This is a genomic window from Azohydromonas australica DSM 1124 (assembly GCF_000430725.1).
Lineage (GTDB): Bacteria > Pseudomonadota > Gammaproteobacteria > Burkholderiales > Burkholderiaceae_C > Azohydromonas > Azohydromonas australica.
The window spans coordinates 14,659-35,543 of the sequence record NZ_AUMO01000017.1 but is presented as its reverse complement, the minus strand read 5'-3'; the positions used below and the strand labels follow the sequence as shown (position 1 = coordinate 35,543).

The following is a 20,885-nucleotide window of genomic DNA, read 5'->3' as shown; positions in this document are numbered from 1 at the left end:
AGGCCGGGCCGCGTGGGGCCCCAGCCTGGTGCGCGCGGGATCGATCAGGCCAGCAGGTCGTACAGGCTGCGTGCCACCACCTTGGTGGCGCGGCGCAGGTCTTCCAGCTCCAGGCGCTCGTCGTTGCGCTTGGCGTGGCTCTCCAGCACGGTACGCGGGCCGGCGCCGTAAATCACGGCCGGAATGCCATGTTCGCAGTACAGCCGCACGTCGGTGTACAGCGGCGTACCGGAAGTTGGGATTTCTTCACCGAACACCGCGCTGCCGTGGCGCTGCAGCGCCTGCACCAGCGGGGCGTTGCCCGGCAGCGGCTGCAGCGAGCGCGCCAGCAGCATGCGGCGGATGTCCACGCTGATGCCCGGGAAGCCCTTGGCAGCCGTCTCGATCACGCGGCGGATGTCGGCCTCGACCTGCACCGGATCCTCCTCGGGGATCATGCGGCGGTCCAGCTTGAGCACCACCTTGCCCGGCACCACGTTGGTGTTGGTGCCGCCTTCGATGCGGCCGACGTTGAGGTACGGGTGCTTGATGCCCGGCACCTGCGAGCTGACCTGCTTGTAGAGCCGGTTCTGCTCGTACAGCGCGTTGAGGATCACCACCGCGCCCTGCAGCGCGTCCACGCCGGTGTCGGGAATGGCGGCGTGCGCCATCTTGCCGTGCACCGTCACTTCCATCTGCAGGCAGCCGTTGTGCGCGGTGACGACCTGGTAGCTGAAGCCCGCGGCCAGCGCCAGGTCGGGCTGGGTCAGGCCGTTCTTCAGCAGCCAGCCCGGGCCCAGCTCGCCGCCGAACTCCTCGTCGTAGGTGAAGTGCAGCTCGACCCCGCCTTTCAGCGGTGCCTGCAAAGCCTCCAGCGCGCGCACGGCGAAGGTGAAGGTGGCGAAGTCGCTCTTGCTGACGGCGGCGGCGCGGCCGTAGAGCTTGCCGTCCTCGATCTCGCCGCCGTAGGGGTCGTGGGTCCAGCCTTCGCCGGGCGGCACCACGTCGCCGTGGGCGTTGAGCGCCACGGTGCGCCCGCCGTCGCCGTAGCGGCGGCGCACGATCAGGTTGGTGATGCTCTCCAGCCCGCCGGCCTTCACCTCTTCGGCGGGCACGGCGTGCTTCTCGGCGTTGAAGCCGAACTCCGCCAGCAGCGCCGCGGTGCGCTCGGCGTGCGGGGCGTTGTTGCCCGGCGGCGTGTCGGTGGGCACGCGCACCATCTCCTGCAGGAAGCCGACTTCGGCGTCGAAGTGGGCGTCGATCCAGGCGTCGAGCTGGTCGTAGGGTGTGGTCATGGTTGTCTCTAGGAGGCAGTCAGGGTGGCGGCCGGATCCGTCATTCCCGCGCAGGCGGGAATCCACGAATGCCGGGCGGTACCGCGTGTGGCGTGGATCCCCACCTTCGCGGGCATGACGGCGTTGTGGCTTGCGGCAGGGCTCACTGCAGTTGCGACAGCAAGTTGTCGAACGCCTGGACGCAGAGTTCCGCGTCGTCGTTGGTGATGGTTTCGAGCGGGTTGTGGCTGATGCCGGCATTGCCGCCGCGCAGGAACAGCATCGCCTGCGGCATGGCCTCGTGCAGCTTCATCGCGTCGTGGCCCGCGCCGCTGGGCATGCGGAACACCGGCAGCCCCAGCGCCTGCACCGACTGCTCCCAGCGCCGCTGCCACTCGGGCGCGCTGGGCGCGGCTGCGGCGCGCATGGTCTCTTCCAGCTTGAGGCTCACGCCGCGGCGCTCGCAGATGCGCTGTGCTTCGGCGCGCACGTCCGCCAGGCAGGCGTCGCGTACCTCGTTGGTGGTGGCACGGATGTCCAGGCTGAAGCGGCAGCGCCCCGGCACCACGTTGATGGAGCCGTTGGGCACGTCCAGCATGCCCACCGTGCCCACCAGGTCCGGCACCTGGGCCGCGCGCTGCTCCACGTAGAGCACCAGTTCCGCCACCGCCGCGGCGGCGTCGCGCCGCTGGCCCATGGGCGTGGTGCCGGCGTGGCTGGCCTGGCCGACGACCTCGCCCATGAGGCGCACGCTGCCGTTGATGGAGGTGACCACGCCCAGCGGCAGGTCCAGCGCGTCCAGCACCGGGCCCTGCTCGATGTGGACCTCGACGAAGCCCAGGTACTGCGCCGGATCGCGCTGCAGCGCGGCGATGTCCTCGATGCGCAGCCCGGCGGCCTGCATGGCCTGGCGCATGGAGATGCCCTGGGCATCCACCTGGTCCAGCCAGCCCGTGTCGAACTGCCCGACGAGCGCGCCCGAGCCCAGGAAGGTGGCCTTGTAGCGCTGGCCTTCTTCCTCGGCGAAGCCCACGACCTCGATGCCGAAGGGCAGCCGCTTGCCGGCGCGCTGCAGTTGGCGCACGCAGGCCATGGGCACCAGGATGCCCAGCCGCCCGTCGTACTTGCCGCCGTTGCGCACCGTGTCGTAGTGGCTGCCGGTGAGCAGCCGCTTCGCGGTCGGGTCAGTGCCGTGGTAGACGCCCACCACGTTGCCCACGGCGTCGATGCGCACCTCGTCGAAGCTGCAGCCCTCGCGCATCCACTCCGCCAAGCGCGCGGCGCAGGCGCGGTGCGCGTCGCTGAGGTAGGTCACGGTCAGGGCGTCCTCGGCCTCGCTGTACTCGGCCAGCGCCTCGGCCCAGTCCCACACCAGGTTGCCCATCTTCGGCGTGAAGCCGAACTTGTCGTTGAGCCGAATCTCGGCGATGCGGTGGATGTTGCGCATCGCCTCGGCCAGCTCGAAGTCCGGGTGGTTCGCCAGCCGCCGCTCGAAGGTGTCGATGATCTGGCGCCGGTTGAGCCCGGCGCCGCGCGGCCCGCGCACGGCCAGGATGAAGGGCCAGCCGAACTTGGCGTTGTAGTCGGCGTTCAGGCGCTGCAGCTTCTCGAATTCCTGCGGCGTGCAGTCGGTCAGGCCCGCCTTGCCCTGCTCGTTGGTGGACTCGGCCGTGAGCGACTTGGCCACCATGGCCTTGCCCGCCAGCTCCGGGTGGGCGCGGATGAGCGCCAGATGCGCCTCGCGCCCGGCCTCGTGCAGCACCTCCACCAGCGCGCGTTTCAAATGCGCCAGGCTCGCGAAGGGCCGCCGGTGCCAGGCCTTCTCCGCGATCCAGGGCGAGTGCTCGTAGGTGCCGTCCAGCAGCGCCGTGAACTGCTGCTGCGAGGCGGCGTTGAGTTCTTCCAGCGTCAGCATGGCTTACTCCCAGACGAAGGCGGTCGAGGCATCGAAGGGATGCTCCTGCTTCCAGTGCCGCGCGATGTCGATGCGCCGCGCGACCCACACCCGCGAGTGCTTCTGCACGTGGTCCAGGAAGCGCTGCAGCGCGCGCATGCGCCCGGGGCGCCCAAGCAGCCGGCAGTGCATGCCGATGCTCATCATCATGGGGCGCTCGTCGCCCTCGGCGTAGTGCACGTCGAAGGCGTCGCGCAGGTACTCGAAGAACTCGTCGCCGTGGCTGAAGCCCTGCGGCAGCGCGAAGCGCATGTCGTTGCAGTCCAGCGTGTAGGGCACCACCAGCTGCGGCGCGAGATCGCCGTCGCTCTTCCGGACCTGCAGCCAGAAGGGCAGGTCGTCGCCGTAGTAGTCGCTGTCGTACTCGAAGCCGCCGTGGTCCGCGACCAGGCGCCGGGTGTTGGGGCTGTCGCGGCCGGTGTACCAGCCCAGGGCGCGCTGCCCGGTGAGCTGCTCGATGGCGTCCATGCCCAGGCGCATGTGCTCGCGCTCGGTGGCCTCGTCCAGGTTCTGGTAGTGGATCCAGCGCCAGCCGTGGCAGGCGATCTCGTGGCCCTGTTCCACGAAGGCGGCCGTCACGTCGGGGCAGCGCTGCAGCGCCATGCCCACGCCGAAGACCGTCAGCGGCAGGCCGCGGCGCTCGAACTCGCGCAGGATGCGCCACACGCCCACGCGCGAGCCGTACTCGTAGATGCCCTCCATCGAGAGGTGCCGCGCGGGGTAGGCCGTCGGGTTGAACATCTCGGAGAGGAACTGCTCGCTGCCGGCGTCGCCGTGCAGCACCGAGTTCTCGCCGCCCTCCTCGAAGTTGAGCACGAACTGCACGGCCACGCGGGCATGGTTGGGCCAGTTGGCGTAGGGGACGTTGCGGCCGTAACCGGCCAGGTCGCGGGGGTAGCGGTTCGTGGTCATGTCTCGTACTGCCTTCGTTGGAGGGGGTTCATGCCCGCCGGCGTGTGGCGGGCGCTTCGCGGGAGCGCGCGCTTGGCGTTACTCCAGCGGCTGCAGCGCCAGCGCCAGGTCGCTGGCGCGCGGGTTCAGCCGCAGGTTGCGCTCGACGTTGCCCAGGTGCTGCTCCACCAGCTTCACGGCCGCGCGCGCGTCGCGGCGCTCCAGCGCGTCCACGATGGCCACGTGCTCCTGCTGCGAGTGCTCGGCCGAGTGCGAGCTCTGGTACATCAGGCTGATGAGGGAGCTGCGCGAGAGCAGGTCCGTGAGCATCTGCGCCAGCACCTCGTTGCCCAGCATGCGCGCCAGCACGACGTGGAAGTCCGCCAGCAGCCGCGTGCGCCCGGGCACGTCGGTGCGCGTGACGGCCGCGCGCTCGGACTTGAGATGCGCGCGCAGCTCGGCGACCTGCACGTCGGTGATGCGCGCGCACAGCTGCTTGAGCATCGCCGACTCCAGCATCTTGCGCACCTCGAACACCTGGCGCGCCTCGTCCACGCTGGGCTGCGCCACGAAGGCGCCGCGCGCGGGCTCCAGCGTCACCAGGCGGTCGCGGCTGAGCTGGTTGAGCGCCTGCCGCACCAGCGTGCGCGAGACCTTGAAGATGTCCGCGATCTGCTGCTCCGCGAGCTTGGTGCCGGGCATGAGCCGCCGCTCCACGATCGCCGTGGTGATGGCCTCGGCAATGCGCTGCGTGGCGCTGAGCTCGCTGGTGCGGGCAGCGGTCGAGGGCGCCTTGGCCGGGGCGGCGGGGGCGACGAGCTGAAGCGGGCTGCGGCTGCGGGGCATGGCGGCGGGGAAGAGGTGGAGTTGTTACAGGCTTGCGAGCATGCCTGAGGCAACGAATGCTTGGAACGGTACGCCAAAGTGTATACAGTTTGGCGTGCATTGTGGATGTGCAAACCCGCATGCCCGCGCTGTGCACCACCCGCGGCGCCTTGAGCGCGCCGCCGCGGTGCGCGGCGCACCAGGACGGGCCGGGAGCGGCCCGCGGCCCCTTCAACTCATCAGGATTCGGATCATGGGAAGACTCAGCACCCACGTGCTCGACACCGCCAACGGCTGCCCGGCCGGGGGCATGCAGGTGAGGCTCCTGCGCCTGCAGGCCGACGGCTCCACGCAGGAACTGCGCCGGCTCACGCTCAACGAGGACGGCCGCACCGACGGCGGCCCGCTGCTCGAAGGCGAGGCCCTGCAGCGCGGGCGCTACCGCCTGGTGTTCTCGGTGGCGCCGTACTTCCGCGCACGCGGCACGGCCATGCCCGAGGTGCCTTTCGTGGACGAGGTGCCGCTGGACTTCGGCATCGACGATCCCGGCGCCCACTACCACGTGCCGCTGCTGGTGAGCCCCTGGAGCTTCAGCACCTACCGGGGCTCCTGAGGCGCGTTCCCGTCCGCCCCGGGCGTTGCCCAGGCCGAAGCCGGCCTGCGCAAGGGCGGGGTCCGAAGCGGGAATCCGTCACGGGCCGCTGAGCGGAATCCGGATCGGGGCAAGGCCGCGTGCGCCGCTGGTGCAGGCCTTGCGTGGAAGGTGGCTTTTTCAACGGGGGAAGTCATGAGCCAACGTCGCCGTGTCGCAGTGGCCGCCGCGCTGCTGTGGAGCCTGCAAGCCGTCGTCGCGCACGCCGCCTGGCCGGAGAAGCCGGTGCGCATCGTCGTCACCTTCGCCGCCGGCGGGGCCAGCGACATCGTGGCGCGCGCCATCGCCGACCCGCTGGCGCGCGCGCTGGGGCAGCCGGTGGTGGTGGACAACAAGCCCGGAGCCGGCGGCACCATCGGCGGCGCGGAGGTGGCGCGCGCGCCGGCCGACGGCTACACGCTGATGCTCTCCAACTCCACGCCGCTGTCCATCGGCCCGTGGGCCGTGCCGCGCCAGCCCTACGACCCCGTCAAGCAGTTCACGCACGTGGCGATGCTGGGCGTGGCGCCGGTGCTGTTCATGGCCAACCCCAAGAGCGGGCCGGCCACGCTCAAGGAGCTGCCCAAGGCCGCCGCGGCACCGGGCTACACCTTCGGCAGCGGCGGCCCGGGCTCCATCGGCCACATCGTGGGCGAGATGACCAAGAGCGCGATGAAGCTGCAGATGACGCACGTGCCCTACCGCGGCGGCGCGCCCATGACCACGGACCTCATCGCCGGCACCATCCCGCTGGGCATCGACGTCATCACCGCCTTCGTGCCCATGGTCAAGGCGGGTCAGATCCGCGGCCTGGCCGTGACCACGCGCGAGCGCTCGCCGCTGCTGCCCGACGTGCCCACGGTGGTCGAGCTGGGCCTGCCGCAGCTGGTGGCGGAGAACTACTTCGGCGTCTCCGGCCCGGCCGGCCTGCCCAAGGACGTGGTGGACAAGCTCTCCCACGCCCTGGCCGACATCGTGGCCGACCCGGCCACCGTCAAGCGCTTCACGGAGCTGGGCGTCACGCCCATGAAGCTCGGCCCCGATGCCTTCGGCGCCTTCGTCGCCAAGCAGGTCGCCGACTGGGCGCCCGCCATCAAGGCCGCCGACCTCAAACCCTGAACCGAATAGCCGGCCACCGGCCTGTATACAAATGACCTGATTCAGTGCACGCAACTTGGCACACAACCTGCATCCAATGAGGCGGCGCAAGCCGGCGCACCAGACCGGCCCATCCGTCCCCAGCCACAACACCACTCCACGACCCCCGAGGGAATCCATGAAGCAGTCCACTCCCGTCCGCAGCCTTGCCCTGGCTGCCTTGCTGGCTTGTGCCGGCGCCGCGCAAGCCCAGAGCAGCGTGCAGCTGCAGGGCTTGATTGACCTGTCGGCCGGCAGCTTCCAGGCGCCCGGTGCGGCCGAGTCGACCAAGCGCGTCGAGAACGGCTCGATGACCACGAGCTACTGGATGATGCGCGGCAAGGAAGACCTGGGCGGCGGCCTGTCGGCGATCTTCTCGCTGGAGAGCTTCTTCCGCGCCGACACCGGCGAGGCCGGCCGTTTCGGGGGCGACAAGTTCTTCGCCCGCAGCGCCTTCGCCGGCCTGACCAGCGACAAGCTGGGCACGGTGCGCCTAGGCCGCATCACCACGCCGCTGTTCGTCTCCACCGTGGTCTTCAACGCCTTCGGCGACTCCTACGGCTTCTCGCCGGTGGTGCGCCACGTCTTCACCAGCGGCACCGTGAGCGGCGACAGCGGCTGGAGCGATGCCGCGGCCTACACCTCGCCGAGCTTCGGCGGGCTCAAGGCCGACGTGCTGGTGGCCGCCGGCGAAGGCAATGGCGGGCGCAACTGGAGCGCCGCCCTGAACTACGGCATCGGCGCCTTCGCCGCCACCGCCGTGGTCCAGGACGTGAAGAAGAACGACGCCGGCGTGGCCGACACCCGCACCTGGCAGGCCGGCGCGGCTTACGACTTCGGGCTGGCCAAGGTCTTTGCCCAGTACACCGACGTCAAGAACAACTCCACGGGCGTGGAGTACAAGCTCGCCGACGTCAGTGCCGCCATTCCCGTGACCACCGCCGGCAAGGTGCTGGTGGCCTACGGCGAGATCGACGCCAGCGGCGTGAACCCGGACCGCAAGACGCTGAGCCTGGCCTACGACCATTACCTGTCCAAGCGCACGGACGTGTACGTCGCGGCCATGCAGGACAAGCTCGACGGCGCCGCCACCACCGGCAAGAGCTACGCGGTGGGCCTGCGCCACCGCTTCTGATCCCCGGCGTTCCTGCCGCCCAAAGCCCGCCCCGCGCGGGCTTTTTCCATGGCGCGCCAGCCTCGCCTGGGAACGGGCTTTGCCGCATTTCGCGGATGCCGCCCACGGCGTGAAGGAGCAGCCCATGGCACACAAGCACCGTCCCCTGGAACAGCAGGTCGTCGTCATCACCGGGGCTTCCAGCGGCATCGGACTGGCCACGGCGCGGGCGGCCGCGGCGCATGGCGCCAAGCTGGTGCTGGCCGCGCGCAGCGCCGCCACGCTGCAGGACATCGCCCGGCAGCTCAGCCAGGGCGCCTGCCAGGCCATCGCCGTGCCTTGCGACGTGGGCTCGCGCGACGACGTGCAGCGCGTGGCCGCCGCGGCGGTGGCGCATTTCGGGCGCATCGATACCTGGATCAACGACGCCGGCGTCTCCATCTACGGCCGCCTCGACCAGGTCAGCGACGACGACCACCGCCGCCTGTTCGAGACCAACTTCTGGGGCGTGGTGCACGGCTCGCTGGCGGCACTGCCGCACCTGCGCGCCAGCGGCGGCGCGCTGGTCAACGTCGGCAGCGAGGTGTCCGACGCCGTCATCCCGCTGCAGGGCATGTACAGCGCCTCCAAGCACGCGGTGAAGGGCTTCACGGACGCGCTGCGCGTGGAGATCGAGGAGCTGGACAAGGCGCCGGTGACCATCACGCTGATCCAGCCCACGGCGGTGGACACGCCCTATCCGCAGCACGCGCGCAACTACATGGACCACGAGCCCAGGCTGCCCACGCCGCAGATCGCGCCGGAGAAGGTGGCCGAGGCGATCCTCAAGGCGGCGGTGGAGGGCGGGCGCGACGTGCGCGTGGGCGCCATGGCGGTCGTGAACACCATGGCCTTCAAGGTCATGCCCTCGGTGGCCGACAAGCTCGCGGCCCGGCAGGCCGGCCGCCAGCATTACGACGAGCCCCCGCGCCACCCCGAGGGCACGCTGTACCGCCCCGGCGGCGAGGGGCTGGTGCACGGGTCGGGCGGCGCGCGCGCGTCCTGAGGCGCCGCTGCGGCAGGGGCCAAGTGCGCCGCAGGCGCCTGCTCCAGCCGGCCGCCTCCGGCTCCCGGCACACTGGGCGCGTTGCGACTTCCGGCCGGAGACCTCCATGGCGCAGACCCTCAAGGCGATCGTGTTCGACGTGTTCGGCACGGTCGTGGACTGGCGCGGCAGCATCGCCGCGGACCTGGGCGCCTGGGGCGCACAGCACGGCCTGGCCTGCGACTGGGCCGCGCTGGCCGACGACTGGCGCTCGCGCTACCAGCCGCAGATGCAGCGCGTGCGCAGCGGCGCCGTGGGCTGGACGGTGCTCGACGCGCTGCACCGCCAGGCCCTCGACGAGCTGCTGCCGCGCCACGGGCTGCAGCACCTGGGCGAGGAGGAGCGGCGGCACCTCAACCGCGTCTGGCACCGGCTCAACCCCTGGAGCGACGTGCGCGCCGGGCTGCAGCGCCTGAAGGCCCGCTACGTGATCGGCACGCTGTCCAACGGCAACGTGGCGCTGCTGGTGAACATGGCCAAGCACGCCGGGCTGCCCTGGGACGTCGTGTTCTCCGCCGAGACCTTCAGGGCCTACAAGCCGCTGCCCGAGACGTACCTGGGCGCGGCGCGCCTGCTGGACCTGGCACCCGGGGAGATGATGCTATGCGCCGCCCACAACGACGACCTGGCCGCGGCGCGCGCTCAAGGACTGCGCACCGCCTTCGTGGCCCGTCCCACCGAATACGGCCCGCACCAGCGCAAGGACCTGGCGCCCGAGCAGGACTGGGACGTGGTGGCGGCGGACTTCGGCGAGTTGGCGGACAAGCTGGGCGCCTGAGCGCGGCAGCCCCAGGGACGCTCAGCGCCCCGGCAGCCCGAACAGCCGCGCCACCGGCTCGGCGCCGGTGCTGCCGTCGCAGTGCATGTAGCGCAGGATCTCGCCCATGCGCTGCCACTGGCGGAACTGCGTCTGGTACAGGTTCTGCACCCGGTAGGCCTGGGCCTCGCCGGCCAGCGTGCTCTGGCAGGTGGCGAACAGCGCCGCGCCGCGCTGCAGGAACTGCAGGTGGTGCACCAGCTCGTGGACGATGAAGGACTGGTCGGTGGGGTCGCGCATGTCCAGCGTGTCGCGGTAGAGCACGCGGCGGCGATCGGTGTCGTACACCGCCACCAGCGAGCCGCAGCCGCCGCGGCGCTCGGGGCAGACGGTCTTCTCGATCTCGCGCTGCGGCAGCGGGATGAGCTGGGGCAGCGGCTCGCCGGGCGGACTGGGCAGACCGGAGAGGCGGCTGGCCCAGTCCAGCAGGTCGGCGGCCAGCACGGCGTCGATGGCGGCGTGGCCCGGCCGCGGTGCCGCAGCGGCGGGCGGGGCGGCGGTCATGGCCGCCAGGGCGGGGCGCCGCGGCGGATCGGCGGCGGCCGGTGGCGCCCACATGGCGCTCCAGCCTGCCAAGCCGATGAGCCAGATCGCGCGCTGGCGGCAGCGGGATCTCGGGAAGGATCTGGAGTGGCCTTCGTCCGGCATGGTGGGCTCCTTGGAGCACACCTGAGCAATAGCCCGGCCCGCGAGCGCCCACGACCCAGGGAAAGAGCGGCCGCGTCACCAACCGTTGCACGTCCGGTCCGTGGCCTGGACGGTTGTGGCGCCGTGTCGTCAGGGGGCCGCGATGCGAAACCCCACCCGCTGCCAGCGCCCCTGATCGTCCAGCACCGTGAGCGTGTGCGCGCCCGGCTGCTCCAGGCGCAGCGCCACCGTCTCGCCCACGCGGCTGCGCTGCTGCTGCACGCCGTCGAGCAGCCAGTACAGCCGGGCCTCGCGCCCCGCGTCGCCCTGGGCCGAGACGCTGATCTCTACCGCGCCGCTGCCGGGCACGGCCTTGAGCACCGTGCCTTCGTCCACGCCGCGGATGCGCAGCGCGCTGCCGCCGTCGCCGCAACCCGAAGGCAACGCGCCCACCCAGGGCGCCAGCGCCAGCGGCCAGCGCGCCACCGTCTCGGCGTCCGCGCCGCAGCCCCGGCCGAGCAGCCCGCCGCTGCGCTCGCGCTCCGGCAGCGTGGGCGGGGCGGCGCCGTCGAGCATCCAGCCGGTGCGGCGCACCAGGCAGTGCCGAGGCGCGGTGGCTTGCGTGCTCAGGCCCAGCGGCCAGCAGCTGTGCAGCGGCGCCACGCCCGGCGGCGGCACGCGCGGCGCGGCCGACGCCTCGCCTTCGGGCAGCAGCGCCAGCAGCTCGTGCAGCAGCGGCGCGGCGGTGTTGGCGCCGAAGAAGCCCGGGTTGGGCGTGCCGTCGGGCCGCCCCACCCACACGCCCACCGTGTGCTGCGCGGTGACGCCCACGGCCCAGGCGTCCCGGAAGCCGAAGCTGGTGCCGGTCTTCCAGGCCAGCCGGCGCGCGCCCTCGGTGAACGGGCGCTCGGGATGGCCGCCGCCTTCGAGGATGTCGCGCACGATGAAGGCCGCGCCCGCGCTCATGAGCCGCGCCTCCACGCGCGGCGCATCGGGCGTGAGCCGCGGCGTGCCGGACAGGCCATCGCGCGCCAGCGCCCGGTAGGCGCCGACGAGCTCTTCCAGCGTGGTGCCGGCACCGCCCAGGATCAGGCTGAGGTTCGGCTCCGCGCCCGGCGCCATGCGCAGCCGCAGGCCGCCGGCGCGCAGCACGGCGGCGAAGCGCTGGGGCGTCAGGCGCTCCAGCAGGTCCACCGCCGGCACGTTGAGCGACTTCTGCAGCGCCTCGGCCACGCTCACCGGGCCGCTGAAGCTGGCCTGGAAGTTCCCCGGCTGGTAGCCGCCGAAGGACTGGGGCGCGTCCACCAGCAGGCTCTCGGAATGGATCAGCCCCTCGTCCAGCGCCAAGGCGTACAGGAAGGGTTTCAACGTCGATCCCGGCGAGCGCACGGCGCGGACCATGTCCACGTGCGCGGCGCGGCGCGGGTCGGCGAAGTCGGCCGAGCCGGCGTAGGCCAGCACCTCCAGCGTGTCGTTGTCCATCACCAGCGCGGCCATGGACACCTTGGGCGGCAGCGCGTCCACCCGGTCCAGCAGCAGCCGCTCCACGCCGGCTTGCACCTCGGGCGACAGCGTGGTGCGCAGCACGGTGGGGGCGGGGCTTCGCTGGGGCCGGGGCACGGTGCCCGGCGTTCCGGCAGCGCGCGCCTGGGCCCGCACGCGCTCGGCTGCCAGCGGCGCCAGCCATTGCGCGCGCAGCGGCTGCACCGCCACCTGTTCCAGCCGCGCGTCGGCCACGGTGCGGGCGTCCCAGGTGCCCAGGTCCTGCAGCCGCTGCAGCACCTTGTCGCGCGCGGCCTGGGCGGCAGCCGGCGCGCGGTCCGGGCGCAGGCGCGAGGGCGCCTGGGGCAGGGCGGCGAGCAGCGCGGCCTCCGCCGCGCTCAGGTGCAGGGCGGGGCGGCCGAGGTAGCCGCGGCTGGCCATCTCCACGCCTTCGACGATGCCGCCCATGGGCGCGCGGTTGAGGTACAGCGTGAGGATTTCGCGCTTGGACAGCCGCAGCTCCAGCTGCAGCGCGCGGGCGATCTGGCGCGCCTTGGCTCGCAGGCTGCGGCTGCCAGCGGGCGGCGGCGGGTCGATGAGCCGCGCCACCTGCATGGTCAGCGTGGAGCCGCCGGAGACGATGCGCCCGTGCCGCAGCCACTGCGCGGCGGCGCGCACCAGCGCCACCGGGTTCACGCCGGGATGCCCGTAGAACCAGCGGTCCTCATAGCCCAGCAACGCCTGCAGGTACAGCGGCGAGACCTCCTCCGGCGTGACGGGCTGGCGCCAGACGCCGTCCGCGTCCGGCCAGGTCCGCAGCGGCGTGCCGTCGCGGGCCACGACGACGGCGCCGGGGGCGTCGTGGGGGATGGGAGGCGGGAAGGCCAGGTCGAGGGCGAGCAGCAGGGCCAGCGCGGCGGCGAGGAAAAGCTCGATGCGGCGGCCCATGGCCGTCTTTCCGCAGACAGCGGCTGTCACCTCACTGCCCCGCCGCTCCCCGCGGATCGTTCACCACCACCGGCGCCCCCGCCGCGCCCACGCCGCGCAGCTCCGGCCGGTACATGGCCTCGGCGAAGGGCGCGGGCACCATGAAGCGCCCGGGGCTGACCACGCGCAGCATGTAGAACACCGGCAGCCACTCGTGGTCCAGCCGCGCTGCGGCCACGTAGCGGTCGTCGCGGTACTCGCGGTGCTTCACCCGCCCGTCCGCCATCGCCTGTGCCACGTCCATTCCGCCTACCCGGAACTCCTCCGCCTTCGGCCCCTGCGACAGGTTGAGGTTCTCCACTTCCAGCCCCGCCGGCACGCGGTCCACGATCAGCGCGTCCTCGATGGGCCGGCTCGCGCGCGCCATCACGCGCACGATCAGCAGCTCGCCCACGCTCAGCGCCTTGCCCTCGGGCAACGGTTCACCCGCGGCGTTGAACCAGGCGCGCTGCAGCTCGATGGCGTCGCCGCGCACGGCCGGCGCCTTCAGCGGGTAGCCGCTGGCCTCCACCTCCACGAACAGCATCCGCGCGCCACGGTTCAGCAGCGACACGCCGCGCGCCAGCGCCGCGGCGTCCAGGCTGCGCTGCTCGGTGCCGCGCGAGGCCAGCGCCTGCGCCGCGTCCCCGACGCTCAGCTGCGCCGTCCAGCCCTCGCGGCTCGCCGAGCCGGGGCCCACCATGCCGGCCGCGCGCCCTGCCAGGAACAGCGCCAGGCGCTCCTGCGTGGAGAGGTAGTTGCGCCCGTTCAAACGGTCCGCGGCATCGAGCAGCAGGCTCTCCCGCCGCGGCAGCTTCATGTCGTGGCGGGCCAGCAGCGCGTAGGCCAGCGCCAGGTCGCGCACCGGCGTGCCGTAGTCGCCCAGCCACTCGTCGCCCCAGGCCGAGCTGCGGGCACCCGGCAGCCCGTAGGGACGCCGCAGCGCTTCCTCCAGCGCCGCCTGCGAGCGGCCCTCGTCGCCCATGAGCTTCAAGGCGATCGCCAGGTGCACCAGCGGCAGCGGCGAGCGCGCCTTGCCGCGCTGCTGGTCGTGCAGGTAGCGCAGCATCGCCAGCGGCGCCTTCTGGTCGCGCGCCAGGACGTAGCCCGTGTGCGCCAGCTCGGCGAAGCGCTGGTGGCTGTCGCGCAGCAGCTGGCGGTCGCGTGCGCTCAGCGCCGGGCCGTCCACGCCGCTGGCCGCCGAAGCGGCAGAGGCTGCCTTCGCCGCAGCCCCCGCGCCGCTGGCGCCCAGCGCCGCCTGCAGCGCCGCGGGCAGCTGCGGGAAGCGGTTCGGCGCCTGCTGCAGCTCCTGCAGCAGCCATCCCTGGGCCCTGCGGTAGAAGGCGTCCGGCACAGTGAAACCCTGGTCCCGCGCGTCCTGCATGAAGCCCATGACGTAGGCCGAGAGCCAGGTCTCGTAGCCGCCGTCGCCCCACAAGGTGAAGCCGCCGTTGGCCTTCTGCAGGCCGGACAGCCGGCCCAGCGCGCCCTCGACGAACTGGGCCCGCTCCTCGCGGCTGCGCGGCTTGAGCCCCAGCGCCTGCGCCGCGCCTTCGTCGATGAACAGGTGCGGATACGCCGCGCTGGCGGTCTGCTCCAGGCAGCCGTAGGGATAGTCCAGCAGCCCCTGCACCAGCGGGCGCAGGTTCAGCGGCGGCTGGTCGGACACGGCAATGGACAGCGCCGCCGACCCCTTGTGAAAGCGCTCCAGCGCCGCCGCGTCGAGCTTCAGCTCGCCGCCGGGCTCCAGCCGCAGGCGCCGCGCCTCGCGCTCGGCCGGCGTGGCCGGCTGCACCTGCAGCACCGACTCGCGTGCGATCCTCAGCCCGCTGGCGCTGCTCACCTGCAGCCGCAGCCGACCCAAGCCGTAGGCGTCCGTCGCCTCCACCGGGAAGCGCAGCGTCGCGCGCTGCTGGTGCCTGAGCGACAGCGACTGCTCCGTGCCGCCCACGCGCACCGGCTCCGCGCCCTGCAGGCTCACCTTCACCTGCTGCGGCGCGCCGCTGAGGTTCGTGACGTCCAGCGCGATGAAGGCGCTGTCGCCGGGCGAGATGAAGCGCGGCATCGCCAGCTCGGCCACCAGCGGCGCGGCCGACACCATCTCCGCGTCCGCCTTGCCGAAGCGGTCGGCCGTCGCCACCACCGCCATCAGGCGCAGCGTGCCGTTGAAGTCCGGGATGTCCAGGCCGATCTCGGCCTCGCCCCGGGCGTCAAGCTGCACCGGGCCGCTGAACAGGTCCACCAGCTGCACCTTCTTGGGCAGGCTCTTGCTGTCGCGCGGGTTGGCGTCGCCGCCCCAGCGCAGCCGGGCCGTGGTGCCCTGCATCTTCTCGATGAGCTTGCCGTAGAGGTCCAGCTGCTCGGCGCCGTAGCGGTGCTGGCCGAAGAAGAAGTCCAGCGGGTCCGGCGTGGCGTAGCGGGTGATGTTGAGGATGCCCACGTCCACCGCGTGCAGCGTCACCAGCGCCGACTGCCCGTTGAGCCCTTCGGCCTTCACGCGCACGGTGGCGCGCTTCTCGGGCAGCACCTTGGCCGGGGCCTGCAGCGCCACCTTGAGCTGCCGCTCCTGCCGCGCCAGCGGCAGGTGCATCAGCCCCAGCGCCCGCGCCGGCGTGACGCGGTCGCCCTGGCTGCCCGGTCGCAACGCGGTGACGGCCACGTACAGGTCATGCCGCGCCCAGGTGGGATCGATGGGGATGTCGATGCGCGAGCCCGAGGCGCGCACGTCCACGCGCTGGCTCCAGAGCAGGCGGTCGCCTTCCACCGTGACGATGGCCGTGCCGTCGTGCGGCGGCGTGATGCTGAGCTGCGCCCGGTCGCCCGCCTTCAGCGGCGCCTGCGCCAGCTTCAGCTGCACGCGGTCGGGCCGGTTGCCCATGTCCTCGGCCTCCTGCGCGCTCCAGCCGGCGTAGAAGCGGTAGCGCAGCCGCAGCCCGGTCTCGGGGTCGTCCACCTCCAGGCGGTAGCGGCCCCAGCGCACCGGCAGGGACACCCGCGTGCGCTCGCCCGGCAGCGCCACCTGGCCGGACTCCACCAGTTCCTCGGTCTCGGTGTAGCCCGAGTTCCAGCCCTTCTGGTCGTCGTAGCGCCAGTAGTACTGGCGGTCCTCGCGCACCAGGCGCAGCGGCGCCTTCTTCAGCGGCTGCGGCTTGCCCTGCGCGTCCACGCGGACCAGCTCGAACTCCGCCGTGGCGTTGTCCGGCGCCACGTCGCGGTCGAACAGCGGGCGCAGCGCCAGCAGCTTCGGTGCCGGCCACAGCACGCGCTCGATGGAGCGCACCACCGGTCGCCCGCCCGATTCCAGCAGGCTGAAGCTGCCGCGCACCAGCATCGGCGAGGACGGGCGCAGGGCCGGCAGCGGCAGGCTCACCTGGGCGCGGCCCTCGCCGTCGAGTGCCTGCTCGTCCAGCTCCTCGCGCTTGGCGCGGTCGTCGTCGGCGAAGTCGCCAAAGACGAAGCCGGGCCACTGCCGGGGCAGGGCCTCGCGCTGGCGCGAGGTGGCGGCGGCCACCAGCAGCCGGTTGCCGGCCGCCGGGGAGCCGAAGAGGTAGTCGCCGCGCACCGTCACCTCGAAGTCGTCGCCGGGCAGCAGCACCGCCCGCGCCGTCTGCAGCTCCAGCTTCATGCGCTCGGGCAGGAACTCCTCGACCTGGAACTTCCACACCGCGTCCGCGCGCTTGGCGCCCGGGTCGGCGCGCAGCTCCAGCTGCCAGGTGCCGGTCTGGGCGTCCGGCGGCAGCGCCACGGCGTGGCGTGCGTAGCCCGGGAATTTCTCTTCCGGCTTCCAGACGCCGGTGCTGACGCCGCGGCCGTCGGGGCGCTTGAGCGTGGCGCTCAGCGGCTGCGGCGGCAGCGCCTTGCCGTCGGCGTCGCGCATCAGTACCGACAGCTCGAAGCGCTCGCCCGGCCGGTACAGGTCGCGCCCGGCCCACACGAACAGCTTCACGTTGCGCGAGGGATGGCCGCCGATCTCGAATTCCGACAGGTCCAGCGCCGGCGCGCGCAGCGTCAGCACGCTCATCTGGCCCTGCGCGCCCTCGCCGCGGCGCGCCACCAGCAGCGCGGCCTGCTCGAAGGCGCCGTCGAAGTGGGCATGCCCGTCGGCGTCGCCCGCGGCGCGGGCCAGGGAGCGGCCGTTCTCGTCCAGCAGCTCGAACTGCACGCCGCGCAGCGCCTCGCCGGACTTGAGCGAGCTGGCGAAGGCGTCCATGGAGCCGGCATAGCGCCGCGCCTGCAGCCCGATGTCGCTGACGTGGAAGTAGGTGACCTGGTACTCGCCGGAAAAGCGCCCCGGCTGCGTCATCACGGCGATGTAGACGCCGGGCTGCTTCAGCTCGGCGATCTGCTCCACCGGGATGAAGCTCACGGTGCGCTTGTTGGGCGTGGGGTCGGTGCTGTAGCGGCCGATGTGCACGCTGGTGGCGCTCTTGCGCAACTGGTCCAGCTCCCACCCGCCGACCAGGCCCTGCAGCCGGCGGCTGCCCTCGTCATCGCCGTAGCGCTGCTCGTCGGTGTCGCTGTCCTCTTCGTTGCCTTCGCCGCGCGCGCCCTTGCGCACGCCCGCGACGCGCTCCAGGAAGCGCGGCAGCTGCGCCGGCTCCACGCGCAGGAACTGGATGTCCACCTCCGGCACGTTGACCGTGACCACCGGGAGCCCGCCGTTCTGTCCCGCGGGCAGCACCACGCCGCGGCTGGCGAAGAAGAAGGAGGGCGGCATGGCCTCGCTGGCCAGCTCGCAGCGGTGGGCCTGCGCGAGCCGGCGCCCGTCCTGCGCCTTCAGCCCGTCGGCCACCTCGATGCGGAAGCGCCGCTGCGGCTGGATGAAGGGGAAGTAGAGCAGCCGCGGGTTGTCGCCCACCACCCAGGCGCCCTGCAGCAGTTTCTCGTTGGGCGCGGAGCCGGCGGGCGGTGCGCCGGGGGCGGACGCGGCGGGCTGTTCGGTGTCGCGCTCCTTCACCTCGCCGTCGGCGCCGGCGGGGCCCAGGTCCACCACGCGCAGGGCCTGGCCGAAATCCTGTCGCCGGTCCAGCGGCTGGGAGAACACCACCGCCAGCGCCGGGCGGTCGTCGAGCAGGCGCGCCTTGCAGTCCAGCGCGGCGAAGGGGGCGTCGGGGTCGGAAAGAGCGGTGCCGGCCGTGGCGGGTTGCCGCCCCTGCCACCACCACGCGACGGCCGCCAGGACGGCCAACAGCACCACGACGGCGGTCAACAGACCGCGCTTGTTCCTTGCCACGCCGTTCGCCATGGGCCTTCTCCTCCGTGTGGAAGTGGAACGCACACGGTAGCCGCGCCGCCGACCGGCGCCATGGGCGAAAGCAACCGGTTTTGATCTGTCGCCGTCGGGAGCTTTCTCCATCCGTAACAGCACCAGGGGCGCCGGCGGCGCGGCGGGCCGGGCGTGGCAAGGCCCTTGCCAGAATCAGCGCATGACCTTGCTTGTGGACATCGATTTCTCGGCCGACTCGCTGCTGGTGGCGCGCCAGCTCATCGGCGTGACGCTGCTGATCGACGGCGTGGGGGGCCGCATTGCCGAGACCGAGGCCTACGACCAGGCCGATCCGGCCTCGCACACGTATGCGGGCAAGACGCCGCGCAACGCCTCCATGTTCGGCCCGCCGGCGCATGCCTACGTCTACCGCTCCTACGGCATGCACTGGTGCATGAATTTCGTGTGCCGCGAGCCCGGGCATGGCGCCGGGGTGCTGATCCGGGCGCTGGAGCCCACGCACGGGCTGGAGCGCATGCGCGAGCGCCGCGGCGTGGAAAAGCTGGAGCTGCTGTGCGCGGGGCCCGGGCGGCTGGCGCAGGCGCTGGGCATCACGCGCGCGCTGGACGGGCTGCCGCTGGATGCGCCGCCCTTTGAGCTGCTGCCCGGCCCGGCCGAGCCGGTGGAGTTGCTGGTGGGGCCGCGCATCGGCATCACCAAGGCCGCGCACGAGCTCTGGCGTTTCGGGCTGAAGGGCTCGAAATTCCTCAGCCGGGGATTCAACTGAAAAACTGAATCAGGGCAGTTTGCCCTCGGCTTTCAGGCGGTCCAGCATTTTCGGAATGAAGCGGTCGCAGACGGCCTGGTTGTGATCATATTCGGCCTCGGAATCGAAGGTATCGTGCTGCGCGCGCACCTGGCCGAATTCCACCAGCGCGAGGCGAATGGTTTCTTGATTCCGGCTCAGGGAATCCAGGGCGGTCAGGGACTCGAAACGCTGCTTGAAGAATTCGCCCATCCGCTGCGGTGATTCTTCCAGCCAGCGCCGGTAAATGGCCAAATGGTTCATTTCGTGCGCGTGCACGTGCTCGAAGGCGCAGGCGTTGTCCTTCAATTCGCTGGCGATGTGCACGGCGGTCTTCTGGTAACTCACCTGCAGGTCCAGTGCCGGGCAGCCCTGGGCGTCCTTTTTCCAGCTCACGATGACGTGGCTTTCGGCGTAGGTGGAGCCCAGGCCGAAACTGTTCTGCGTCAGCGGCAGTGAGGAGTTTCTATTCAACGCCGTGACAGCGCGCACGTCGCCAGCATCATTCTCGATGTAAGTCAGCGGCAGTGCGCGCACGCTGACCTGCGGCTGGCAGCCGGTATTCGGTGTCACGGCGGCCGGCGCGGCGTGACAAATTGCCGAAGCGGCAAACAGAAAACCGGACACAGCGAGGCGCAGGCGCCAGGACGTAGAGCGCATAAGTCGATGTCGTGGAATCCCCCGTCCCCTGACGGGGGAGGCCGGAGCGGCAGTATTTCTCGAACTGCACGAGTTTCCTCGTGCGTCGCGGCTGTGCGTGGTCCGGCTTGCTGGAACGTTCTTCGGCCACGGCAACGGGCATTGAAGCCCGAACGTTTTTCAGGATGTCGTGGCGGGTAACAAGAGTTGGCTCAAACGGGGGCTCGCTGCCCGAAGCAGCGGTGCGCCCGTCCCATCGCCCGCGACAGCGGGCGAGGGCGGCGGACATCACGGTGAACGGTCGCCGTGACGCTTGCCGGCTCAGGACTGTTGAAAAAGAGCCTTGGTGATGTCGGCCGCCGAGCTCCGTGCGCACTGGCTGGCGTTCTGCCCCGCCCACAGCGGCGAAAACTCCCCGGACCCCTGTGCCTCGTTCCGGGCCCGCAGCGGTGCCACGGCCGCCGTCGCCAGCGGGAAGACCGGCGCCGCGGCCGAGATCGGGCCGATCTCGCGCATCAGCCGGTTGACGATCCCGCGCGCCGGCCGACCGGTGAAAAGGTTCGTCAGCGCCGTGTGGCGGGCCGCTTCGCTCTGCAGCGCGGCGCGGAGCACCGCGCTGGTGGTGGCTTCCTCGGCCAGCAGGTAGGCCGTGCCGACCTGCACGCCGGCCGCGCCCAGCGCCATCGCGGCGCGCACGCCGGCGGCGTCGGCGATGCCGCCGGCGGCGATGACGGGCACCCGCACCGCCTTCACCACCTGCGGCACCAGTGCGAAGGTGCCGAGCTGCTTGGTGAGGTCGTCGCTCAGGAAGTGGCCGCGGTGGCCGCCGGCTTCCAGGCCCTGGGCGATGACGGCATCGGCGCCATTCGCCTCCAGCCACACGGCTTCCTCGACGGTGGTGGCGGAGCTCAGCACCTTGGCGCCCCAGCTTTTCACGCGGGCCAACAAATCCGGCGCCGGCAGGCCGAAATGAAAGCTCACCACCGGCGGGCGGAATTCCGCCAGCACGTCGGCGAATTCGGCGCTGAAGGGGGCGCGGCCGGGGCCGGCGGGAATGTCGGCCGGATCGATGCCGAATTCGGCGTGATAGGGCGCCAGGGTTTCGCGCCAGCGCTGCTCGCGCGCCGCATCGGGCTCGGGCGGCGTATGGGCGAAGAAATTGACGTTGTAGGGACGGCGCGTGGCGCCCTGGATTTCGGACAGCTCGGCGTGCAGTGCCTCGGGCGTGAGCATGGCGCAGGGCAGCGAGCCCAGGCCGCCGGCGTTGCTGACGGCGATGGCGAGCGCGCTGTCCTGGTTGCCGGCCATCGGGGCCTGGATCAGCGGGAGCTCGGTTCCGAGCCATTGGGCGAGGTGCATGGCGTCTCCTTCGGTGTGGACGCCGATTTTCAGGGCGCGGCGCGAGCCCGGTCCGCTGGGCGGTGCACCGGCGTGTCGGCGGTCCGTGCCCAGGC

At 72.0% G+C, this 20,885-nt stretch carries 15 protein-coding genes; 6 read left to right on the top strand and 9 right to left on the bottom strand.

Annotation, left to right across the window (positions count from 1 at the left end; translation table 11 throughout):
- Nucleotides 1-44 precede the first annotated feature (44 nt).
- The 4 genes from H537_RS0100125 to H537_RS0100110 all read right to left on the bottom strand — a co-directional run bounded on the left by H537_RS0100125 (nucleotide 45) and on the right by H537_RS0100110 (nucleotide 4,944).
- Nucleotides 45-1,274, bottom strand: coding sequence for a M20 family metallopeptidase (locus H537_RS0100125; RefSeq protein ID WP_028996279.1), 1,230 nt, complete (start codon nucleotides 1,272-1,274; stop codon nucleotides 45-47).
- Between the two features lie 142 nt (nucleotides 1,275-1,416).
- Complete coding sequence (locus H537_RS0100120; RefSeq protein ID WP_028996278.1) at nucleotides 1,417-3,168, bottom strand: allantoate amidohydrolase; 1,752 nt, start codon at nucleotides 3,166-3,168, stop codon at nucleotides 1,417-1,419.
- Nucleotides 3,169-3,171: 3 nt separating this feature from the next.
- On the bottom strand, nucleotides 3,172-4,119 hold the full coding sequence (gene puuE, locus H537_RS0100115) for an allantoinase PuuE (protein WP_028996277.1): 948 nt from the start codon (nucleotides 4,117-4,119) through the stop codon (nucleotides 3,172-3,174).
- Nucleotides 4,120-4,197: 78 nt separating this feature from the next.
- Entirely contained in the window at nucleotides 4,198-4,944 is a 747-nt protein-coding gene (locus tag H537_RS0100110; protein WP_028996276.1) for a GntR family transcriptional regulator, read from the bottom strand.
- 232 nt (nucleotides 4,945-5,176) lie between these two features.
- Between H537_RS0100110 and uraH the strand changes: the two genes are divergently transcribed.
- The 5 genes from uraH (at nucleotide 5,177) to H537_RS0100085 (ending at nucleotide 9,667) form a co-directional block, all read left to right on the top strand.
- On the top strand, nucleotides 5,177-5,536 hold the full coding sequence (gene uraH / locus H537_RS0100105; protein WP_028996275.1) for a hydroxyisourate hydrolase: 360 nt from the start codon (nucleotides 5,177-5,179) through the stop codon (nucleotides 5,534-5,536).
- A 174-nt stretch (nucleotides 5,537-5,710) separates the two neighbouring features.
- Nucleotides 5,711-6,673, top strand: a complete 963-nt coding sequence (locus H537_RS0100100; RefSeq protein WP_043457939.1) for a Bug family tripartite tricarboxylate transporter substrate binding protein — start codon at nucleotides 5,711-5,713, stop codon at nucleotides 6,671-6,673.
- 157 nt (nucleotides 6,674-6,830) lie between these two features.
- On the top strand, nucleotides 6,831-7,826 hold the full coding sequence (locus tag H537_RS0100095) for a porin (RefSeq protein ID WP_028996273.1): 996 nt from the start codon (nucleotides 6,831-6,833) through the stop codon (nucleotides 7,824-7,826).
- Nucleotides 7,827-7,950: 124 nt separating this feature from the next.
- Nucleotides 7,951-8,850, top strand: coding sequence for an SDR family oxidoreductase (locus H537_RS0100090; protein ID WP_028996272.1), 900 nt, complete (start codon nucleotides 7,951-7,953; stop codon nucleotides 8,848-8,850).
- A gap of 106 nt (nucleotides 8,851-8,956) precedes the next feature.
- Nucleotides 8,957-9,667, top strand: a complete 711-nt coding sequence (locus H537_RS0100085; RefSeq protein ID WP_028996271.1) for a haloacid dehalogenase type II — start codon at nucleotides 8,957-8,959, stop codon at nucleotides 9,665-9,667.
- Between the two features lie 21 nt (nucleotides 9,668-9,688).
- Here the strand turns inward: H537_RS0100085 and H537_RS40195 are convergent, their stop codons facing one another.
- The 3 genes from H537_RS40195 to H537_RS0100065 form a co-directional block, all read right to left on the bottom strand.
- The gene (locus tag H537_RS40195) at nucleotides 9,689-10,354 is read right to left on the bottom strand and encodes a DUF6647 family protein (protein WP_156901233.1); all 666 of its coding nucleotides are present in this window, start codon (nucleotides 10,352-10,354) and stop codon (nucleotides 9,689-9,691) included.
- Nucleotides 10,355-10,483: 129 nt separating this feature from the next.
- A complete protein-coding gene (pbpC, locus tag H537_RS0100070) occupies nucleotides 10,484-12,763 on the bottom strand; it encodes a penicillin-binding protein 1C (protein WP_028996270.1) in 2,280 nt (759 codons plus the stop codon).
- Nucleotides 12,764-12,794: 31 nt separating this feature from the next.
- A complete protein-coding gene (locus tag H537_RS0100065) occupies nucleotides 12,795-18,026 on the bottom strand; it encodes an alpha-2-macroglobulin family protein (protein ID WP_043457938.1) in 5,232 nt (1,743 codons plus the stop codon).
- A 181-nt stretch (nucleotides 18,027-18,207) separates the two neighbouring features.
- Here H537_RS0100065 and H537_RS0100060 point away from each other — a divergent pair, with 181 nt between their 5' ends.
- Nucleotides 18,208-18,774, top strand: a complete 567-nt coding sequence (locus tag H537_RS0100060; RefSeq protein WP_028996268.1) for a DNA-3-methyladenine glycosylase — start codon at nucleotides 18,208-18,210, stop codon at nucleotides 18,772-18,774.
- A 9-nt stretch (nucleotides 18,775-18,783) separates the two neighbouring features.
- Here the strand turns inward: H537_RS0100060 and H537_RS0100055 are convergent, their stop codons facing one another.
- Together H537_RS0100055 and H537_RS0100050 are read right to left on the bottom strand one after the other, a co-directional pair.
- On the bottom strand, nucleotides 18,784-19,452 hold the full coding sequence (locus tag H537_RS0100055; protein WP_156901231.1) for a hypothetical protein: 669 nt from the start codon (nucleotides 19,450-19,452) through the stop codon (nucleotides 18,784-18,786).
- Nucleotides 19,453-19,752: 300 nt separating this feature from the next.
- The gene (locus H537_RS0100050; protein WP_028996266.1) at nucleotides 19,753-20,790 is read right to left on the bottom strand and encodes an NAD(P)H-dependent flavin oxidoreductase; all 1,038 of its coding nucleotides are present in this window, start codon (nucleotides 20,788-20,790) and stop codon (nucleotides 19,753-19,755) included.
- Nucleotides 20,791-20,885 lie beyond the last annotated feature (95 nt).

Excerpts from the sequence above, each read along its gene's own strand:
- H537_RS0100120 (WP_028996278.1), bottom strand. The coding sequence starts at position 3,168 with ATGCTGACGCTGGAAGAACTCAACGCCGCCTCGCAGCAGCAGTTCACG.
- H537_RS0100085 (WP_028996271.1), top strand. The coding sequence starts at position 8,957 with ATGGCGCAGACCCTCAAGGCGATCGTGTTCGACGTGTTCGGCACGGTC.
- H537_RS0100100 (WP_043457939.1), top strand. The coding sequence starts at position 5,711 with ATGAGCCAACGTCGCCGTGTCGCAGTGGCCGCCGCGCTGCTGTGGAGC.
- H537_RS0100060 (WP_028996268.1), top strand. The coding sequence starts at position 18,208 with ATGACCTTGCTTGTGGACATCGATTTCTCGGCCGACTCGCTGCTGGTG.
- pbpC (WP_028996270.1), bottom strand. The coding sequence starts at position 12,763 with ATGGGCCGCCGCATCGAGCTTTTCCTCGCCGCCGCGCTGGCCCTGCTG.
- H537_RS0100090 (WP_028996272.1), top strand. The coding sequence starts at position 7,951 with ATGGCACACAAGCACCGTCCCCTGGAACAGCAGGTCGTCGTCATCACC.
- puuE (WP_028996277.1), bottom strand. The coding sequence starts at position 4,119 with ATGACCACGAACCGCTACCCCCGCGACCTGGCCGGTTACGGCCGCAAC.
- H537_RS40195 (WP_156901233.1), bottom strand. The coding sequence starts at position 10,354 with ATGCCGGACGAAGGCCACTCCAGATCCTTCCCGAGATCCCGCTGCCGC.
- H537_RS0100050 (WP_028996266.1), bottom strand. The coding sequence starts at position 20,790 with ATGCACCTCGCCCAATGGCTCGGAACCGAGCTCCCGCTGATCCAGGCC.
- H537_RS0100110 (WP_028996276.1), bottom strand. The coding sequence starts at position 4,944 with ATGCCCCGCAGCCGCAGCCCGCTTCAGCTCGTCGCCCCCGCCGCCCCG.
- uraH (WP_028996275.1), top strand. The coding sequence starts at position 5,177 with ATGGGAAGACTCAGCACCCACGTGCTCGACACCGCCAACGGCTGCCCG.
- H537_RS0100065 (WP_043457938.1), bottom strand. The coding sequence starts at position 18,026 with ATGGCGAACGGCGTGGCAAGGAACAAGCGCGGTCTGTTGACCGCCGTC.
- H537_RS0100055 (WP_156901231.1), bottom strand. The coding sequence starts at position 19,452 with ATGCGCTCTACGTCCTGGCGCCTGCGCCTCGCTGTGTCCGGTTTTCTG.
- H537_RS0100125 (WP_028996279.1), bottom strand. The coding sequence starts at position 1,274 with ATGACCACACCCTACGACCAGCTCGACGCCTGGATCGACGCCCACTTC.
- H537_RS0100095 (WP_028996273.1), top strand. The coding sequence starts at position 6,831 with ATGAAGCAGTCCACTCCCGTCCGCAGCCTTGCCCTGGCTGCCTTGCTG.